Raw genomic sequence first — 16411 nt, forward strand, 5'->3', positions numbered from 1 at the left:
TCTTTGGTGTTTTAACTTAATCAGTTGGTATATCTAGTATCAATATGCTTGCCAACTTTTATAAACTTAGAATAACTTAATATATTCAAACAGTTAAACTAAATTTATAAATTTCTTTAGTTCTCATAGATAATGAAATACACTAGATCTTAGTAAAAATGACTAAGAGTTAGGGAATATGAGCCAATTTCGCCAACAGGATAATTTACTCGGCCAATCTGACAGTTTTTTAAGTGTGCTTGATCAAGTTTCGCAACTAGCCAGTTTAGAAAAGCCAGTCCTTATTATTGGTGAGCGCGGTACGGGTAAAGAACTTATTGCTGCGCGTTTGCACTTCTTATCTAAGCGTTGGGACCAAAATTATATAAAGCTCAACTGTGCAGCACTTAACGAAAACCTGCTCGAAAGTGAATTATTTGGTCATGAAAGTGGCGCATTCACCGGTGCTAGTAAACGCCACGAAGGCCGCTTTGAACGTGCTAATGGCGGTACGCTATTCCTTGATGAATTAGCCAATACCTCGGCGATGGTACAAGAAAAACTACTACGCGTTATTGAATACGGCGAATTTGAACGCGTTGGTGGTAAGCAAACCGTTAAAGTCGATACCCGTTTAGTCTGTGCGACCAATGAAGACTTACCAAACCTAGCTGAGCAAGGCGAATTTAGAAGCGACCTACTCGACCGCCTCGCTTTTGATGTTATTACCCTGCCCCCGCTGCGTGAACGTCAAGAAGATATCATGTTATTGGCAGAACAATTTGCAATTAACATGGCTCGCGATCTTGAGTGGGAGCTATTTAGTGGCTTTACGCGTAGCGCCATCGAAACGCTACAATCTTATGAGTGGCCGGGTAATATTCGTGAATTAAAGAATGTGGTTGAACGTAGTTTATATCGTCATGGTAACGAACATATTCCCGTTCACCAGATTATTTTAGACCCATTTGCGAGTAAATTTAGACCTAAACAACGCGTTAAAGCTGCTGTTAGCAGTGCCCCTGTTGCAAACGTCGAAGCTGCGCCTATCGCCACGACACAAAATCAAGACGTTGTGACATTCAATAAGCCCGACATTCAATTTCCTTGTAATTTAAAGCAGCTGTCTAACGACTTTGAAATTGATGTCATTAAAAAAGCGCTTGAACATAGCCAATTTAACCAAAAGAAAACTGCAGAACACTTAGAATTAACGTATCATCAATTACGTGGCTATTTGAAAAAATACAATTTATTAGATCAGTAGCAATAGTTAGAGGCTAATCAGGTGTTTAAACCGTTACTTGCTTTGTCTTTGGTGTGCTTAGTAGGCTGCCTAGATAACGAAGAAAAAACCACAGAACAAAAGAACCAGGGCTTAGTCTATTGCGCTGAAGCAAACCCTGTGTCGTTTAATCCGCAAGTGACAACGACGGGTTCGACTATCGATATTATCGCCAATCAGCTTTATGATCGCCTGTTAAGTATTGATCCGGTGTCTGCCGAGTTTAAAGCAGAGCTGGCAACTGATTGGAAAATTAGCCCAGACGGCAAAGCAATTACCTTTACCCTGCGTAAAGGGGTTAAATTTCATACCACAAAATACTTTACCCCAAGCCGTGATTTTAACGCTGATGATGTAATTTTTACTTTCAGCCGCTTATTCGACGTTTATAACCCTTATCACTTTGTTGGTGATGCCAGTTACCCTTATTTTCAAAGTGTGGGTATTGATCAGCTTATTCGTCGCATTGTGCGTGTTTCTGATTACCAAGTACGGTTTGAGCTTTATAATGCTGAAAGCAGCTTTTTAGCAAACCTTGCAACTGACTTTGCCGTGGTGTTATCGGAAGAATACGCCATGCAGCTTAAAGCGCGAAACCAAGAAAACTTATTTGACCAATACCCTGTGGGTACTGGCCCTTATGTATATAAAGAATACCGTCGCGACCGTTTAATTCGCTATTACCGCAACCCTGACTACTGGAAACACCCTGTAGTACTTGAGCAACTGGTGTATGACATTACGCCAAACGGCACCACACGCGTTGCGAAAATGCTCACTAAAGAGTGTGATGTTACTGCGCACCCAAGCAGCGCACAGTTGAGTATTTTATCGCAACGTGAAGATATTAAAGTTCAAAAAGAGCAAAACTTAAATATTGGTTATTGGGCCTTTAACACTGAACGCCCGCCTTTTGATGATGTACGTGTACGCCAAGCACTCGCCAGCGCCATTGATGTCGATAAAATCATGCAAGCTGTATATTACGGTAACGGCATTAAAGCGCAGTCATTACTGCCTCCGGCTTCTTGGGCATTTGAAGCGCAAAAAGCCATGCCAGAATTTAACCCTGCACTTGCCAAAACCTTACTCGCAGAAGCTGGCTACAAAAATGGCTTTGATATGAATATTTGGGCCATGCCAGTAAGCCGTATTTATAACCCCAATGCCCGTAAAATGGCTGAGCTGATGCAAAGTGATTTACGCAAGATTGGTGTGAACGTTAATATCGTCGAGTACGAATGGAATACCTTTTTACAACGAATTGGTGAACATAGACACGATAGCGTGTTACTTGGTTGGGCTGCAGATACACCAGACCCTGATAACTTTATGAGCCCATTATTAAGTTGTACTGCGACTTTCAGTGGTAAAAATCCAGCAAATTGGTGTCACCCTGAGTTTGATTTATTACTTACACAAGCCTTAGACACAACAGATCTTGAAAAGCGTAAACAATACTACAATCAAGCACAGCGGATCATAGTGCAAGAGCTGCCTATTTTACCGATAGCCCATGGTATGCGCTTTCAAGCAGCAAGTAGTGATGTTAAAGGCATCAGCTTAAGCCCTTTTGGTGGCATTTCACTAGCTAATGCGAGGAAAGAATAATGATCTTAGATTATATTCTGCGCCGCTTAGCACTATTGATGTTTATGATGCTGACACTGAGTATCTTTACCTTTTCATTGAGCTTTTTGTTCCCGGGTGATGCGCTAACTAACTTAAGCGGTATTACCAATAGCACCTTCTCACAAACCAGTGCGCTTGAAGATAAGTTCCATTTTACCGAAAACTACGTAGTGCAATACTTTGCCTTTTTAGAGCGTATTATTCAGGGTGATTGGGGTATTTCATTTGCATCTGGAGAAAGCGTATTTCAGCATATTCAAGACTTATTTCCTGCAACGCTAGAGCTTAGCCTTTACGCATTATTTGTCTCTGTTGCAGTGGGCGTACCGGGTGGTATTTTAGCTTCTGCTTACTACAAACGATGGCCAGACAAATTTATAAACTCAGGCACGCTTATTGGCTACTCGATGCCTGTTTTTTGGTTAGCGCTATTGTTGATCATGGTGTTTTCACTACAACTCGGTTGGTTTCCGATGTCGGGCCGTATGGGTCTACTTTACGAAATTGAACCTATTACCGGCTTTATTTTAATCGATATCATATTAGGTGACTTTCCGTATGATGGCATGGCATTTTTAGATGCAATACACCATCTAACCTTGCCGACCATTGTACTTGCCATGTATCCGACCACGGTACTGGTTCGCTTTACTCGTGATTCAATGCTGAAAGTACTCGATCAAAGTTATATTAAAACAGCGCGCGCTAAAGGCTTAAACCGTGCACAGCTGATCCTTCACCACGCTCTGCGTAATGCGCTGCTACCGGTTATTAAACAAATAGGTTTACAGTTTAGTACCTTGATCACCCTTGCGATGATCACCGAAGTTATTTTCTCATGGCCGGGCATTGGTCGTTGGCTTATCGATAGTATTTATCAGCGCGACTACCCTGCGATTCAAGGTGGCTTACTCGCTGTTTCTATGTTCGTTATTTTAGCTACGATTATTGCTGAGCTCACTTATACCTTATTCGACCCATTATCGCGGAACCAAGCTCATGGCAAAGTTTAATTTATTCTCTGAAGAGTCGAATAAATCGCCGTTAGCGCGATTTTGGAAGAAATTTAAAACCAATCATCCTGCCCTTGTGGGTTTATGGTTGTTTATTGCGTTAGTGTTACTGGCTGTGTCTGCACCACTCCTTGCACCTTATGGCGTGAACCAACAACACAGCGATGCACTGCTGTTACCGCCATCGTGGCATGATGCAGGTGACGTACGCTTTTTATTAGGCACCGACGATTTAGGCCGAGATGTGTTATCGCGCTTAATGAATGGTGCAACCTACACCTTTGGTTTGTCGGTTGTCGCCGCTTTGATCACCACAGTAATTGGGGTATTAGTAGGTACTTTTGCTGGGATCAGTCGGGGTATTCGCTCAAGCTTTTTGAATCACTTGCTTGATATTACGTTATCTATTCCATCGCTGTTACTAGCCATCATTATTATTGCGATTCTTGGCCCGGGCTTAATGAATACAGTATGGGCGATTATTTTAGCCTTACTGCCTCAATTTATTCACTCGGTACGTAACTTAATTGTTGAAGAGCTTAACAAAGATTACATTACAGCGTTTAAACTGGATGGTGCGTCAAACTGGCATATTCTCGCCCGTGGTATTTTCCCAAATATTTACGAGCATATTGTGGTTATTTTTACCATGGCGCTTTCTACCGCTATTTTGGATATCTCGGCACTTGGCTTTTTAAAATTGGGCGCACAGCCCCCAACCACAGAATGGGGTGCCATTTTGGCTGAAAACCTGGGTTTAATTTACCTTGCCCCTTGGACTGTTGGCTTACCGGGCGTATTATTATTTTTAGCAGTGCTGTCTACCAATTTAGTAGGTGACGGTTTACGCCAAGTGCTTAAAGAACGTAAGGCCGACTAATTATGCAATTACTCGATATTCGCAATCTCACGATAGAGTTACGCACCTCAGATACCGTTATTCGTGCGGTTGATAGAGTCAGCATGACCTTAAAAGAAGGTGAAGTGCATGCTTTAGTTGGCGAGTCTGGCTCAGGTAAAAGCTTAATTGCAAAAGCCATTGTTGGGGTTTTAAATAAACGCTGGCATATCACCGCTGATCGCATGCATTGGCGTGGTGTTGATTTAATGCGCTTATCTAACGAGCAACGCCGTAAACTAGTAGGTCAAGACATTGCTATGATCTACCAAGATCCGAGTCGCTGCCTAGATCCAACTGCCAAGATATTTGACCAAATTGCCGAAACCCTGCCTGCGCAAGCAACCAGTGGCTTTTTCTTAAAGCGAAATAAACAGCGTAAAGACAGAGTAAAAGCGTTAATCCACAAGGTCGGTATTAAAGATCATAAAAAGGTACTCGACAGCTACCCTCATGAGCTCTCTGAAGGGATTTGTCAAAAAGTAATGATTGCCATGGCCATTGCGCGTACCCCAAAACTATTGATTGCCGATGAGCCAACTACCGCCCTTGAAAGCACCACGCGTGCGCAGGTGTTTAGACTGTTAAAAAGCTTGAACCAGCTAAAGAACATGTCGATTTTGATGATTTCTCACGAACTTGAAGAAATTGTTGAGTGGTCTCATGGCATGCATGTTCTTTACTGCGGACAAATGGTTGAAGCTGGCCCAACTAATCGTATTTTTAGTCAGCCATATCATCCGTATACTCAAGCACTGTTAAAAAGCTTACCAGACTACGAGCAAGGTCTGGCTCACAAAGAGCCGTTTTATGCTTTAAAAGGCACCATTCCGACCTTGCAGCATTTGCCAATAGGTTGCCGCTTGGGTCCACGTTGCCCACAAGCACAAAAAGAATGTGTTGTTACCCCGAAATTGACCAAGCATCATAGTCATAGTTATGCCTGCCATTTCCCATTAATTAAGGCGATGAAATAATGCAACCACTGCTCAAAGTTCAAGCGTTATCAAAGAGTTTTAACCTGCGTGCAGGCTTGTTCTCACGCAAACGATTCTCTGTTTTAAGAGATATTTCGTTTTGCTTAGGGCAAGGTGAAACCATTGCAATTATCGGCGAAACCGGCTCAGGCAAAAGTACCTTAGCTAAATTACTCTCAGGAGCCGATAACGCTGATAAAGGGCAAATTTTACTCGATGGTAATATCATCGAAAATGATGGCTTGCGTGATAACGACTGTCGCCATATTCGTATGATCTTCCAAGACTCTGAAGCGTCGTTGAACCCAGGTTTAACCATTGGCGACATGCTTAACGACTGCTTACAGTACAACACTGACTTAAACAAAGAAGAGCGTGAAGATAAAATTAAACAAACCCTCGCAAAAGTGGGTTTGCTTTTAGATCACCAGCACTATTACCCGCATATGTTTAGTAGTGGACAATTACAACGTATAGCGCTTGCACGGGCTTTAATTTTAGACCCTAAGGTTGTAGTGCTCGATGAGGCGTTATCGTCTCTAGACCCGTCTGTGCGTGCACAAACGGTAAACTTATTACTGCGTCTACAAAAAGATACTGGCCTTAGCTATGTGCTTATTACTCATCACCTAAGTTTGGTGCGTCATATTAGCGACCAACTTGTGGTACTTGATCACGGTGAGATTGTTGAATACGGTCAAACCGAAGCTATTTTCCAAAACCCACAATCAAGCGTAACGCAGAAGTTGTTGAATTGCTGATAGTGAGCTGTCAGCTATCAGCCGTAAGCTGTCAGTTTGATTCGGCGTTAAAACGCCTCCCACGCGGGAGATTTGATCACTCAATTAACTTTACTCTTTCCCCTCGAAACTTTACTCTTTCCCCTCGAAACTTTACTCTTTCCCCTTGCAGCTTTACTCTTATCAAAACTTTTTATACATCCCTTGGCTTTGTGGTGCGACAAACTTGTAGCCAAGCTTTTCGTAAAAGCCTGGTTTGTCAGCGACCATAGTGACATAACTACCTTCAAAGGCGGTAGATTCAATGTAGCGGTCAACATGTTCCATAATGACACGCCCTAACCCTTGCCCTTGATATTCTGGTGATACAGCAATATCAACCACTTCAAAATTACAACCGCCATCACCAATAACGCGGCCCATGCCAATCAACTCATCGTTTTTACGAATACAAATAGCAAAAAGAGAGTTTGGTAACCCCGCCTTTGCAGCCGCTAATGAACGTGCAGATAAGCCAGCTTTAAGGCGCATATCACAGTATTCTTCTGCGCTTGGTAGCTGCTCTATTAGACTGTACTCCATAAAAGCTCCTTGTAACTTGCATTACCTTTAACGGTAACAAAAAAGGCGCCAGTAGGCGCCTTTTATTTAACTCATTTTGCTAATTATTCAGCAGCTTGAGTCGCTTTTGGTACTTGCACTTCAGCTTGTGCTTTTAGTGCTGCAATAAATACCATATAGTTTTTATTCACTTGAGCCATCGTGATGTTTTGCTTTTGTTGCTCATTAATCTCAACTTCAGTCGCTGGATTAACTGCTTTTAGCGCAACAATTGCCGCATCGCCATTGTTTAGGTCAACAACTTCAACCTCTGGTGCACCTTGTGGGTGAGCCATTTTGAAAGCTTGTTGAACAATAGCTGGTGACACTGTGTAAGCTTGACGAGCAAGTGCAGCTTCTTGGCGTACTGTTAGGCCTTCAGCTTGTGCAACTTCGTTTAGGCTCTTACCAGCTTCGATCTCAGCGTATAGAGTGCGTGCTTTTTCTTTAGCAAGCTCCGATGCTTTTTGTGAAACTAACGTCGCCTTAATTTGCTCAGAAACATCTGCTAGTGCTTTCGTTGTAGCAGCTTTGTGATCGTTTACACGAACAACAACAGCATGCTCATCGCCTACTTCAATTACTTCTGAGTTCATGCGGTCTTCTAACACTTCAGGTGAGAAAATAGCAGTAACAACTTGTGGGTTATTTAACGGCTCAGGTAATGCATTGCGAGTAACAAGTTCTGTTTTCTTCACTTCAACGCCTGCTGCTTCTGCTGCATCAATTAAAGTATCTGAAATTTCGAACGCAAGCTCACCCATTTGAGTTTGCTTTTCATAGAACGCATTAATTTTCTTAGCACGCTCAAGTTCAGCGCGAAGCTCATCTTTTACGTCAGCATATGGTTTAACTTGCTGTGTTTGAATATCAGTAAGTTTGATGATGTGATAACCAAACTCTGATTCTACAACGTCAGAAATGTCGCCTTTGCTTTCAAGTGCATACGTTGCATCTTCAAACGCAGGGTCCATCATGTCACGTTCAATCCAGTCTAGGTCGCCGCCCATTTCTGCACTCACTACGTCATCAGAAGATGACTCAGCTAGCTCAGCAAAATCAGCACCGCTTTGTAACTGCGCTAGTAGCTCTTCAGCTTTCGCTTTTGCTGCATCATCGTCTTCGCTGTTATCAATTAAAATGTGCGATACACGACGTTTTTCAGGCTCAACATATTGTGCACTGTTTTGATCATAGTAAGCTTTGATATCTTCTTCTGAAACACTTGAATCAAGCGTTAAGGTAGCTGCATTTAAGTCAATGTAGCTTACAGACACTTGCTCTGGTGCTAAGAATTGCGGTTGATTCAACTCATAGTAATCAGCAATTTCTTGCTCTGTTACTTCGATACCTGCTTGTAATGATTCTTTAGCAACAACTAAGTAATCAATACTGCGCGTTTGCTGTTGTAGAGCAACGCTGTTGTTTAATTCATTTTCTAAGATGAAATCTGTACCAGCAACAGCACCTACTAATTGGCTGCGTGTCATGTCTTCACGTAAATATTCACGGAAAGCATCTGGTTGGAAATTCATTTGACGAATAACTTGTAAGTAGCGGTCGTTGCTAAACTGGCCGCCTACTTGGAAGTAAGGCATTTCTAAAATTGCTTTACGAACACTTTCGTCGCTTACACGAAGACCTAATTCTGCCGCTAGTTGAGTTTGCAATTCTTGTTGTACTAAACGGTCGATTACGCCTTGGCGAATTTGTGCCATGTAATTTGGATCAGCAGCGATTTGTGCGAAGTATTCACCAAATTGTTGTTCTAAACGGTTACGTTCGTTTTGGTATGCACGGCTGAATTCGGTTTGGCTAATTTTAACTCCATTTACTTCTGCAACGGGTTGCTCTGTGGTTTGTCCTAAATAACCACCGATCCCAGCTAAAGCAAAAGATAAAATCACCGCGCCTAAAATAATTTTGGCTGCAGGTCCCTGCGAACCTTCTCTGATTTTCTCAAGCATTTATCTATCTCTATTCTGATCAGGTACAAATTAACCCTGCTCATGTAAAAAAAGCGTATCTTACCAGATACGCTTTTTCACTTGAAGTAACTGGTGATAAGTTACCTAAATTCAATTTAAGTGTGATTAGGTATCTCTCACCAACTAATCTTTAATGATTAGTTTACTGCGTCTTTCAGCGCTTTACCTGCTTTGAAAGAAGGAATGTTTGCTGCAGCAATCTGGATAGTCTCACCAGTTTGCGGGTTGCGACCTGAACGCGCTGCACGCTCACGTACAGAGAAAGTACCAAAGCCAACTAGCGCTACTGAATCGCCATCTTTAAGAGCGCCTGAAACAGCCTCGATGAATGAATCTAGTGCACGACCTGCAGCCGCTTTAGAAATGTCAGCGTCAGCTGCGATTTGATCGATTAATTGAGATTTATTCACAATATCATCCTCTTTCATTGTTATTATCAAGAGCGATTGTTTTTATAAAAAATAACATCACTGTTTTGAAAATTTATGAGCAAGTTAAGTTTATGCTCAGTTTATTATATTTTTCTCAACCCTAGGCTACATAAGGCCTAGGCTTGAAAACTAGTGCTTAACTTATCATACCCTTTGTATTTGAAAAGCCCCTAAATGCACTTTTTTGCGGTTTTTTACTGGTTTTTTTCAGTTTCGACAGAAAAACTCTCAACTGGGTGCTTCAAAGCCAGTTTTAAAACGTCATCAATCCATGTAACTGGGTGAATTTCAAGGCCCTCTAATACGTTGTCTGGGATCTCTTTTAAGTCACGTTCGTTAATTTTTGGAATAATAACGGTTTTAATTCCACCACGATGCGCTGCCAGTAGCTTCTCTTTTAAGCCACCGATTGGTAATACTTCACCACGTAATGTGATTTCACCTGTCATTGCAACATCTGAGCGCACTGGGTTACCCGTTAAGCTCGATACCAAACCAGTTACCATGGCAATACCAGCACTTGGGCCATCTTTTGGTGTTGCACCTTCTGGCACGTGAACATGAATGTCACGTTTCTCATAGAAGTCGCTATTAATGCGAAGTTTTTCAGCACGATTACGAACAACCGTCATCGCAGCCTGAATTGACTCTTGCATTACATCACCAAGCGAACCTGTGTAAGTTAGCTTGCCTTTACCTGGTACAGCTGCAGATTCAATAGTCAGTAAATCACCACCTACTTCAGTCCACGCAAGACCCGTTACTTGGCCAATACGGTCACCGTCTTCTGCTTTACCATAATCAAAGCGTTGTACGCCTAAGAATTCTTCAAGGTTGTTATCGTCGATAAGGACCTTTTTAGTGTTTTTATCAAGCAGGATGTTTTTAACTGCTTTACGACATAGTTTTGACACTTCACGTTCTAAGTTACGAACGCCCGCTTCACGTGTGTAGTAGCGGATAATGCCAATAATTGCGCTGTCAGCAATTTCAACTTCATGCTCTTTTAAGCCATTGCGCTTAACTTGTTTTGGAATCAAGTGTTGTTTAGCAATGTTTAGCTTCTCGTCTTCGGTGTAACCCGAAAGGCGAATCACTTCCATACGGTCTAATAATGGACCTGGAATATTAAAGCTGTTTGATGTTGCCACGAACATTACGTCAGATAGGTCGTAATCAACTTCTAAGTAGTGATCGGCAAAATGGCTGTTTTGCTCAGGATCAAGTACTTCAAGTAATGCTGATGCAGGGTCGCCACGCATATCTGATGACATCTTATCGATTTCATCTAATAAGAATAATGGGTTCTTTACACCAACTTTAGTCATATTCTGGATTAACTTACCAGGCATAGAACCAATGTAAGTACGGCGGTGACCGCGGATTTCCGCTTCGTCACGAACGCCACCTAATGCCATACGCACATATTTACGACCTGTAGAGCGTGCGATTGACTGACCAAGTGAAGTCTTACCTACACCAGGAGGACCGACTAAACATAAAATTGGGCCTTTAAGCTTATTAGTGCGCTGCTGCACCGCTAGATACTCAATAATACGCTCTTTAACTTTATCTAAGCCGTAATGGTCACTATCTAAAATCTTCTGTGCGCCAGCTAAGTCTTTTTTCACCTTAGAGCGTTTTTTCCAAGGTACATTGATTAAGGTATCAATGTACGAGCGCACGACGGTTGCTTCCGCCGACATCGGCGACATCATTTTTAATTTAGATAACTCAGCGTTTGCTTTCTCTTGCGCTTCTTTAGGCATACCTGATTCTTCGATGCGCTTTTTAATTGCTTCGAATTCATCGGGTACATCATCAAGTTCGCCAAGCTCTTTTTGAATCGCTTTCATTTGCTCGTTGAGGTAATACTCACGCTGCGACTTTTCCATCTGCTTTTTCACGCGGGTACGGATTTTTTTCTCAACTTGCAGTAAGTCAATCTCGCCTTCCATCAGTGCCATTAAGTATTCAAGACGCTCAGTCACATCGGCAATCTCAAGTACTTTTTGCTTTTCAGGTACCTTAAGCGGCATGTGTGCTGCCATGGTATCAGCAAGGCGTGCAGCTTCATCGATGCCAGACACAGAAGTAAGTACTTCAGGTGGGATCTTCTTATTAAGCTTTACATAGCCTTCAAATTGGCTAATTGCGCTGCGAATAAAGATATCTTGTTCTTGCTCGTCGATATGGCCTGATTCGATGAACTGTGCTTCAGCCACAAAGAAATCATCGTTATCTAAAAACGTTTCAACGCTCGCACGTTGTGTGCCTTCAACAAGCACTTTAACGGTGCCATCAGGTAACTTTAATAACTGAAGTACTGTGGCAATGGTGCCAACACGGTAGATATCATCTTGCTGCGGATCATCAACAGAGGCGTCTTTTTGCGCCACTAGGAAAATTTGTTTGTCCTTGTCCATCGCCGCTTCTAGGCATTTTATTGATTTTTCACGACCAACAAATAGCGGGATCACCATGTGTGGGTAAACCACTACATCGCGCAGTGCCAACACGGGGATTTCGACTCGATCTGTTCTCTCAAGCGTCATTATATTCTCTTCGCACTTCATTTATTTTAAAGATTACTCAAGTATATGGGGATATGTAAGGGAAAGTTCAACATATTTATAAAAAAAGGAGCCTTTGGCTCCTTTTTCGTGTTCAACTGCTTAACTTTTAAACTATTACAGCTTTATTCTGATGCAGCTTTGTCTTGGTTACCGCTTTGGTAAATCAAAATTGGGTCTGACTCACCTTTAATAACGGTTTCATCAATAACCACTTTGCTAACATCATCCATCGAAGGTAATTCATACATAGTATCAAGTAATACGCCTTCAACGATTGAACGTAAGCCACGTGCACCTGTTTTACGTTCCATTGCTTTATGAGCAATTGCGCTAAGTGCATCTTCGCGGAACTCAAGCTCAACATCTTCCATCGCAAACAATGCAGAGAACTGTTTAGTTAATGCATTTTTTGGTTCGCTCAGAATTTGAATAAGCGCTGCTTCATCTAGTTCTGTAAGTGTCGCAACAACCGGAAGACGACCAATGAACTCAGGAATTAAACCGTATTTCACTAAATCTTCTGGTTCAACATCTTTAAATGTTTCACTTAAGCTGCGGCTACCTGATGATTGCTTAACTTCAGCACCAAAACCAATACCGGTATTTTTATGGCTACGTTGTTCAATCACTTTATCTAGGCCAGCAAACGCACCGCCACAGATAAATAGGATCTTAGATGTATCAACTTGCAAGAACTCTTGCTGTGGATGTTTACGGCCGCCTTGTGGTGGCACAGATGCAACCGTACCTTCAATTAGCTTAAGTAAGGCTTGTTGTACACCTTCGCCCGATACGTCACGGGTGATCGATGGATTGTCAGACTTACGAGAAATCTTGTCGATTTCATCAATGTAAACAATACCACGTTGTGCTTTTTCTACGTCGTAATCACATTTTTGCAGTAGCTTTTGAATGATGTTTTCAACGTCTTCACCTACATAACCTGCTTCAGTTAGTGTCGTTGCATCGGCCATCGTGAATGGTACATCAAGTAAACGAGCCATTGTTTCAGCAAGTAATGTTTTACCACTACCTGTAGGACCGATTAATAGAATATTACTCTTACCAAGCTCAATATCTGCATTGATTGTTTGATTGCGTAAACGTTTGTAGTGATTGTATACCGCAACCGACAGCACTTTTTTCGCGTGGTCTTGGCCAATCACGTAATCATCTAAGTGATCACGAATTTCTTTCGGCACAGGCAGTTTATCAGACGCATTATGCTTCGGCGCAATGTCTTTGATTTCTTCCCTGATAATATCGTTACACAGCTCTACACATTCATCACAAATATATACTGAAGGGCCAGCAATTAGTTTGCGAACTTCATGCTGGCTTTTGCCGCAGAAAGAGCAGTATAACAATTTATTACTTTTGTCGCCGTCTGTAGGAGTGTCAGACATTCAGCTACCTCATTTATTACGTTGGCAGTAGCACTGGGCTACTGCTAATTCACTATGTTTAACTATATCAAAGAATATCAGTTTTCGCATAGTAAAGGGTGATAGCTAACAATACGTTATTATTAGCTATTCAGATTACTTCGAATCGCGGCTTGAAAATACTGAATCAACTAGGCCGTATTCAACTGCTTCGCTAGCAGTCATAAAGTTATCACGGTCTGTATCACGAGAAACCACATCGAGTGGCTGGCCAGTATGTTCAGCCATTAAACGGTTTAACTTATCTTTAATTGATAAAATTTCACGAGCATGGATCTCAAAGTCAGATGCCTGACCTTGGAAGCCACCTAATGGTTGGTGGATCATTACACGTGAGTTAGGTAAACAAAAACGCTTACCTTTAGCGCCACCTGATAGTAAGAATGCACCCATACTTGCCGCTTGGCCAACACAAATAGTGCTTACATCAGGCTTGATAAAATTCATTGTATCGTAAATTGCCATACCCGCAGTCACAGAACCGCCTGGCGAATTAATATAAAGATAAATATCTTTTTCTGGGTTTTCTGATTCTAAAAACAGCATTTGCGCAAGAATCAAATTAGCCATGTTATCTTCTACTTGGCCAGTTAAGAAAATAATGCGCTCTTTTAAAAGACGTGAGTAAATATCATATGAGCGCTCACCTTTAGCTGTTTGTTCAACAACCATAGGGACTAGTGCGTTTAGAGGGTCTATCATACCGCTATTCATTCTTATTTAATTCCTTATCCGCTGCGACTCATCCTTACTATAAGGAAAGCACATTTATACTAATGTAAGTTAAGCTGTCTATTCAATCTTTATAACTATATAGGAACTTATCAGAACAAATTCAATCCTCGCCGAAAAAAGTTCTGAAATAACATCAGTATTGTTGGTTTTTTTGAAACTGATACCACAAACTAAAATGGCCCGAGTACGCTGTATAAATACAGGGTAACACGAGCCATTTAATCGCTAGCGAGAGCTTAAGTCAATGACTTATTAAGCACCTTGCTGTGGATTCATGATGTCGTCGAATGCTTTTTCAACGTCAGTCACGTTTGCTTTAGCTAGGATAGCTTCAACTGCTTGCTCTTCCATCGCTACGTTGCGCATTTGCTGCATAAGCTGATCGTTTGCTTTGTAGTACTCTACTACTTCAGTTGGATCTTCGTATGCAGAAGCTACAGTTGCGATTAACTCTTCAACTTTAGCGTCGTCAACTTTAAGCTCGTTCGCTTTAATTACTTCACCTAGTAATAGGCCAGTCTTAACGCGAGTTACAGCTTGCTCGTGGAATAATTCAGCTGGAAGCTCAGGCATGTTTTTAGCGTCGCCACCGAAACGTTGTGCAGCTTGCTGACGTAGTGCATCAATTTCTTGATCTACTAGCGCTTTTGGCACTTCGATTTCGTTGTTAGCTAAAAGACCTTTGATAGCTTGATCTTTAACGTTAGCTTTAACTGCTTGGTCAAGCTCACGTGTCATGTTCTTTTTAACTTCTTCTTTAAGAGCGTCAACACCGCCTTCAGCTACACCGAATTTAGTTGCGAACTCGTCGTTAAGCTCAGGAAGCTCTTGAGTTTCAACTTTCTTAACAGTGATTGCGAAAGTAGCTGCTTTACCTTTAAGGTTTTCAGCGTGGTACTCTTCAGGGAAAGTTACTTCAGCAACAACTTCTTCGCCCGCTTTTTTGCCAACGATGTTGTCTTCGAAACCTGGGATCATACGACCTTGACCAAGTTCTAGTGGGAAGTCTTCAGCTTTACCGCCTTCGAACTCTTCGCCTTCGATAGAACCAACGAAGTCGATAGTTACACGGTCGTTCTCGCCTGCAGCTGCGTCAACTTCAGCCCAAGAAGCGTGTTGCTTACGTAGAGTTTCTAGCATGTTAGCTAGGTCTTCGTCAGTTACAGATACAGCTGGTTTTTCAACAGCGATTTTATCTAAACCTTGGATTTCAACTTCTGGGTAAACTTCGAAAGTTGCATCGAATTCTAAATCTTTACCAGCTTCTAACGCTTTAGGAGCGAAAGTAGGTGAACCAGCTGGGTTAATTTTTTCAGAAACGATTGCTTCGATGTAGTTGCGTTGCATTAATTCGCCTGCAACTTCTTGACGTACTGCAGCACCGTAACGCTTGTTGATGATAGACGCTGGTACTTTACCAGGACGGAAACCATCGATACGCTGGGTTTTAGACAGTTGTTGTAAGCGTTTTTTTACTTCAGTCTCAACGTTCTCTGCAGGAACGGTGATGGTCAGACGGCGCTCAAGGCCTTGAGTCGTCTCAACAGAAACTTGCATGATTTACCTCAATCTTCAATTTTGGCGACTGTTCGCCTTCCTTACAAACAAGGTGATCTCCATGAGTGATAGCAAGTTTTAACGCTGAATATTTCAACTTAAAACGGCGCATTGTAACCATGAGATACCATTGCTGCTTTGCCCCTATGGGCACTATGTTAAACAATAGACGCGGCATTATAACCTAATATTTATGATAGTCGAGTCTGGGGGGCAATTATTTGGCGTATATAGCAGCAATCAGCGTTTAAATGCGTAAAAAACGAACGCAACAAAACAACATCGAAGAATTAAGCTGATTTAAAGGATGAATTCTGAATTTAAGAAGCTTTGAATGAGGAATTAAAGCTTAAAAGTGGTCGGCGATGCAGGATTTGAACCTGCGACCCCTTGGACCCAAACCAAGTGCGCTACCAAACTGCGCTAATCGCCGATACTGAGAGAAGTTTTGAAAATAAAGACCATTCAAGAGAATGGTCGGCGATGCAGGATTTGAACCTGCGACCCCTTGGACCCAAACCAAGTGCGCTACCAAACTGCGCTAATCGCCGATAT

General features: G+C 42.0%; 13 protein-coding genes and 2 tRNA genes. 6 read left to right on the forward strand and 9 right to left on the reverse strand.

The features are described 5' to 3' along the window. Window positions 1-178: 178 nt before the first annotated feature. Genes pspF through HUS62_RS03455 form a run of 6 tightly spaced genes read left to right on the forward strand, consistent with a single transcriptional unit; the run spans window position 179 to window position 6545 of the window. On the forward strand, window positions 179-1246 hold the full coding sequence (pspF, locus tag HUS62_RS03430) for a phage shock protein operon transcriptional activator (protein WP_175078539.1): 1068 nt from the start codon (window positions 179-181) through the stop codon (window positions 1244-1246). 21 nt (window positions 1247-1267) lie between these two features. Next, entirely contained in the window at window positions 1268-2875 is a 1608-nt protein-coding gene (locus HUS62_RS03435) for an ABC transporter substrate-binding protein (protein WP_054562066.1), read from the forward strand. Next, window positions 2875-3909 carry an ABC transporter permease subunit gene (locus HUS62_RS03440; protein WP_058586296.1) on the forward strand — a complete coding sequence of 345 codons (1035 nt, stop codon included), beginning with the start codon at window positions 2875-2877 and terminating at the stop codon, window positions 3907-3909. The genes HUS62_RS03435 and HUS62_RS03440 overlap by 1 nt, the downstream gene beginning before the upstream one ends. After that, the gene (locus HUS62_RS03445; RefSeq protein ID WP_054562068.1) at window positions 3896-4789 is read left to right on the forward strand and encodes an ABC transporter permease subunit; all 894 of its coding nucleotides are present in this window, start codon (window positions 3896-3898) and stop codon (window positions 4787-4789) included. The genes HUS62_RS03440 and HUS62_RS03445 overlap by 14 nt, the downstream gene beginning before the upstream one ends. A gap of 2 nt (window positions 4790-4791) precedes the next feature. Further along, the gene (locus HUS62_RS03450) at window positions 4792-5784 is read left to right on the forward strand and encodes an oligopeptide/dipeptide ABC transporter ATP-binding protein (RefSeq protein WP_054562069.1); all 993 of its coding nucleotides are present in this window, start codon (window positions 4792-4794) and stop codon (window positions 5782-5784) included. After that, the gene (locus HUS62_RS03455; RefSeq protein ID WP_055022259.1) at window positions 5784-6545 is read left to right on the forward strand and encodes an ATP-binding cassette domain-containing protein; all 762 of its coding nucleotides are present in this window, start codon (window positions 5784-5786) and stop codon (window positions 6543-6545) included. The genes HUS62_RS03450 and HUS62_RS03455 overlap by 1 nt, the downstream gene beginning before the upstream one ends. A gap of 162 nt (window positions 6546-6707) precedes the next feature. Here HUS62_RS03455 and HUS62_RS03460 read toward each other — a convergent pair whose 3' ends face one another. From HUS62_RS03460 to HUS62_RS03500, 9 genes are all read right to left on the reverse strand, one after another. After that, a complete protein-coding gene (locus HUS62_RS03460) occupies window positions 6708-7106 on the reverse strand; it encodes a GNAT family N-acetyltransferase (protein ID WP_175078540.1) in 399 nt (132 codons plus the stop codon). Between the two features lie 83 nt (window positions 7107-7189). Then, the gene (ppiD, locus tag HUS62_RS03465) at window positions 7190-9091 is read right to left on the reverse strand and encodes a peptidylprolyl isomerase (RefSeq protein ID WP_175078541.1); all 1902 of its coding nucleotides are present in this window, start codon (window positions 9089-9091) and stop codon (window positions 7190-7192) included. Window positions 9092-9249: 158 nt separating this feature from the next. Then, on the reverse strand, window positions 9250-9540 hold the full coding sequence (locus HUS62_RS03470; protein WP_175580427.1) for an HU family DNA-binding protein: 291 nt from the start codon (window positions 9538-9540) through the stop codon (window positions 9250-9252). A gap of 197 nt (window positions 9541-9737) precedes the next feature. After that, on the reverse strand, window positions 9738-12098 hold the full coding sequence (lon, locus tag HUS62_RS03475) for an endopeptidase La (RefSeq protein WP_175078542.1): 2361 nt from the start codon (window positions 12096-12098) through the stop codon (window positions 9738-9740). Window positions 12099-12241: 143 nt separating this feature from the next. Next, window positions 12242-13525, reverse strand: a complete 1284-nt coding sequence (gene clpX, locus HUS62_RS03480) for an ATP-dependent protease ATP-binding subunit ClpX (protein ID WP_054562074.1) — start codon at window positions 13523-13525, stop codon at window positions 12242-12244. A gap of 135 nt (window positions 13526-13660) precedes the next feature. After that, window positions 13661-14278 (reverse strand): ATP-dependent Clp endopeptidase proteolytic subunit ClpP, encoded by a 618-nt coding sequence (gene clpP / locus HUS62_RS03485; RefSeq protein ID WP_054562075.1) that lies wholly within the window; start codon window positions 14276-14278, stop codon window positions 13661-13663. Between the two features lie 273 nt (window positions 14279-14551). After that, on the reverse strand, window positions 14552-15856 hold the full coding sequence (gene tig, locus HUS62_RS03490; RefSeq protein WP_054553149.1) for a trigger factor: 1305 nt from the start codon (window positions 15854-15856) through the stop codon (window positions 14552-14554). A 356-nt stretch (window positions 15857-16212) separates the two neighbouring features. After that, window positions 16213-16289, reverse strand: a tRNA-Pro gene (locus HUS62_RS03495). Window positions 16290-16330: 41 nt separating this feature from the next. After that, window positions 16331-16407: transfer RNA gene (locus tag HUS62_RS03500), tRNA-Pro, on the reverse strand. Window positions 16408-16411: the final 4 nt, after the last annotated feature.

This window comes from Pseudoalteromonas sp. 0303, from assembly GCF_013349995.1.
Classification (GTDB): Bacteria; Pseudomonadota; Gammaproteobacteria; order Enterobacterales; family Alteromonadaceae; genus Pseudoalteromonas.

Coding starts and splice junctions, on each gene's coding strand:
- pspF (WP_175078539.1), top strand. CDS start 179: ATGAGCCAATTTCGCCAACAGGATAATTTACTCGGCCAATCTGACAGT.
- ppiD (WP_175078541.1), bottom strand. CDS start 9,091: ATGCTTGAGAAAATCAGAGAAGGTTCGCAGGGACCTGCAGCCAAAATT.
- HUS62_RS03470 (WP_175580427.1), bottom strand. CDS start 9,540: ATGAAAGAGGATGATATTGTGAATAAATCTCAATTAATCGATCAAATC.
- tig (WP_054553149.1), bottom strand. CDS start 15,856: ATGCAAGTTTCTGTTGAGACGACTCAAGGCCTTGAGCGCCGTCTGACC.
- HUS62_RS03455 (WP_055022259.1), top strand. CDS start 5,784: ATGCAACCACTGCTCAAAGTTCAAGCGTTATCAAAGAGTTTTAACCTG.
- HUS62_RS03460 (WP_175078540.1), bottom strand. CDS start 7,106: ATGGAGTACAGTCTAATAGAGCAGCTACCAAGCGCAGAAGAATACTGT.
- lon (WP_175078542.1), bottom strand. CDS start 12,098: ATGACGCTTGAGAGAACAGATCGAGTCGAAATCCCCGTGTTGGCACTG.
- HUS62_RS03445 (WP_054562068.1), top strand. CDS start 3,896: ATGGCAAAGTTTAATTTATTCTCTGAAGAGTCGAATAAATCGCCGTTA.
- HUS62_RS03450 (WP_054562069.1), top strand. CDS start 4,792: ATGCAATTACTCGATATTCGCAATCTCACGATAGAGTTACGCACCTCA.
- clpX (WP_054562074.1), bottom strand. CDS start 13,525: ATGTCTGACACTCCTACAGACGGCGACAAAAGTAATAAATTGTTATAC.
- clpP (WP_054562075.1), bottom strand. CDS start 14,278: ATGAATAGCGGTATGATAGACCCTCTAAACGCACTAGTCCCTATGGTT.
- HUS62_RS03440 (WP_058586296.1), top strand. CDS start 2,875: ATGATCTTAGATTATATTCTGCGCCGCTTAGCACTATTGATGTTTATG.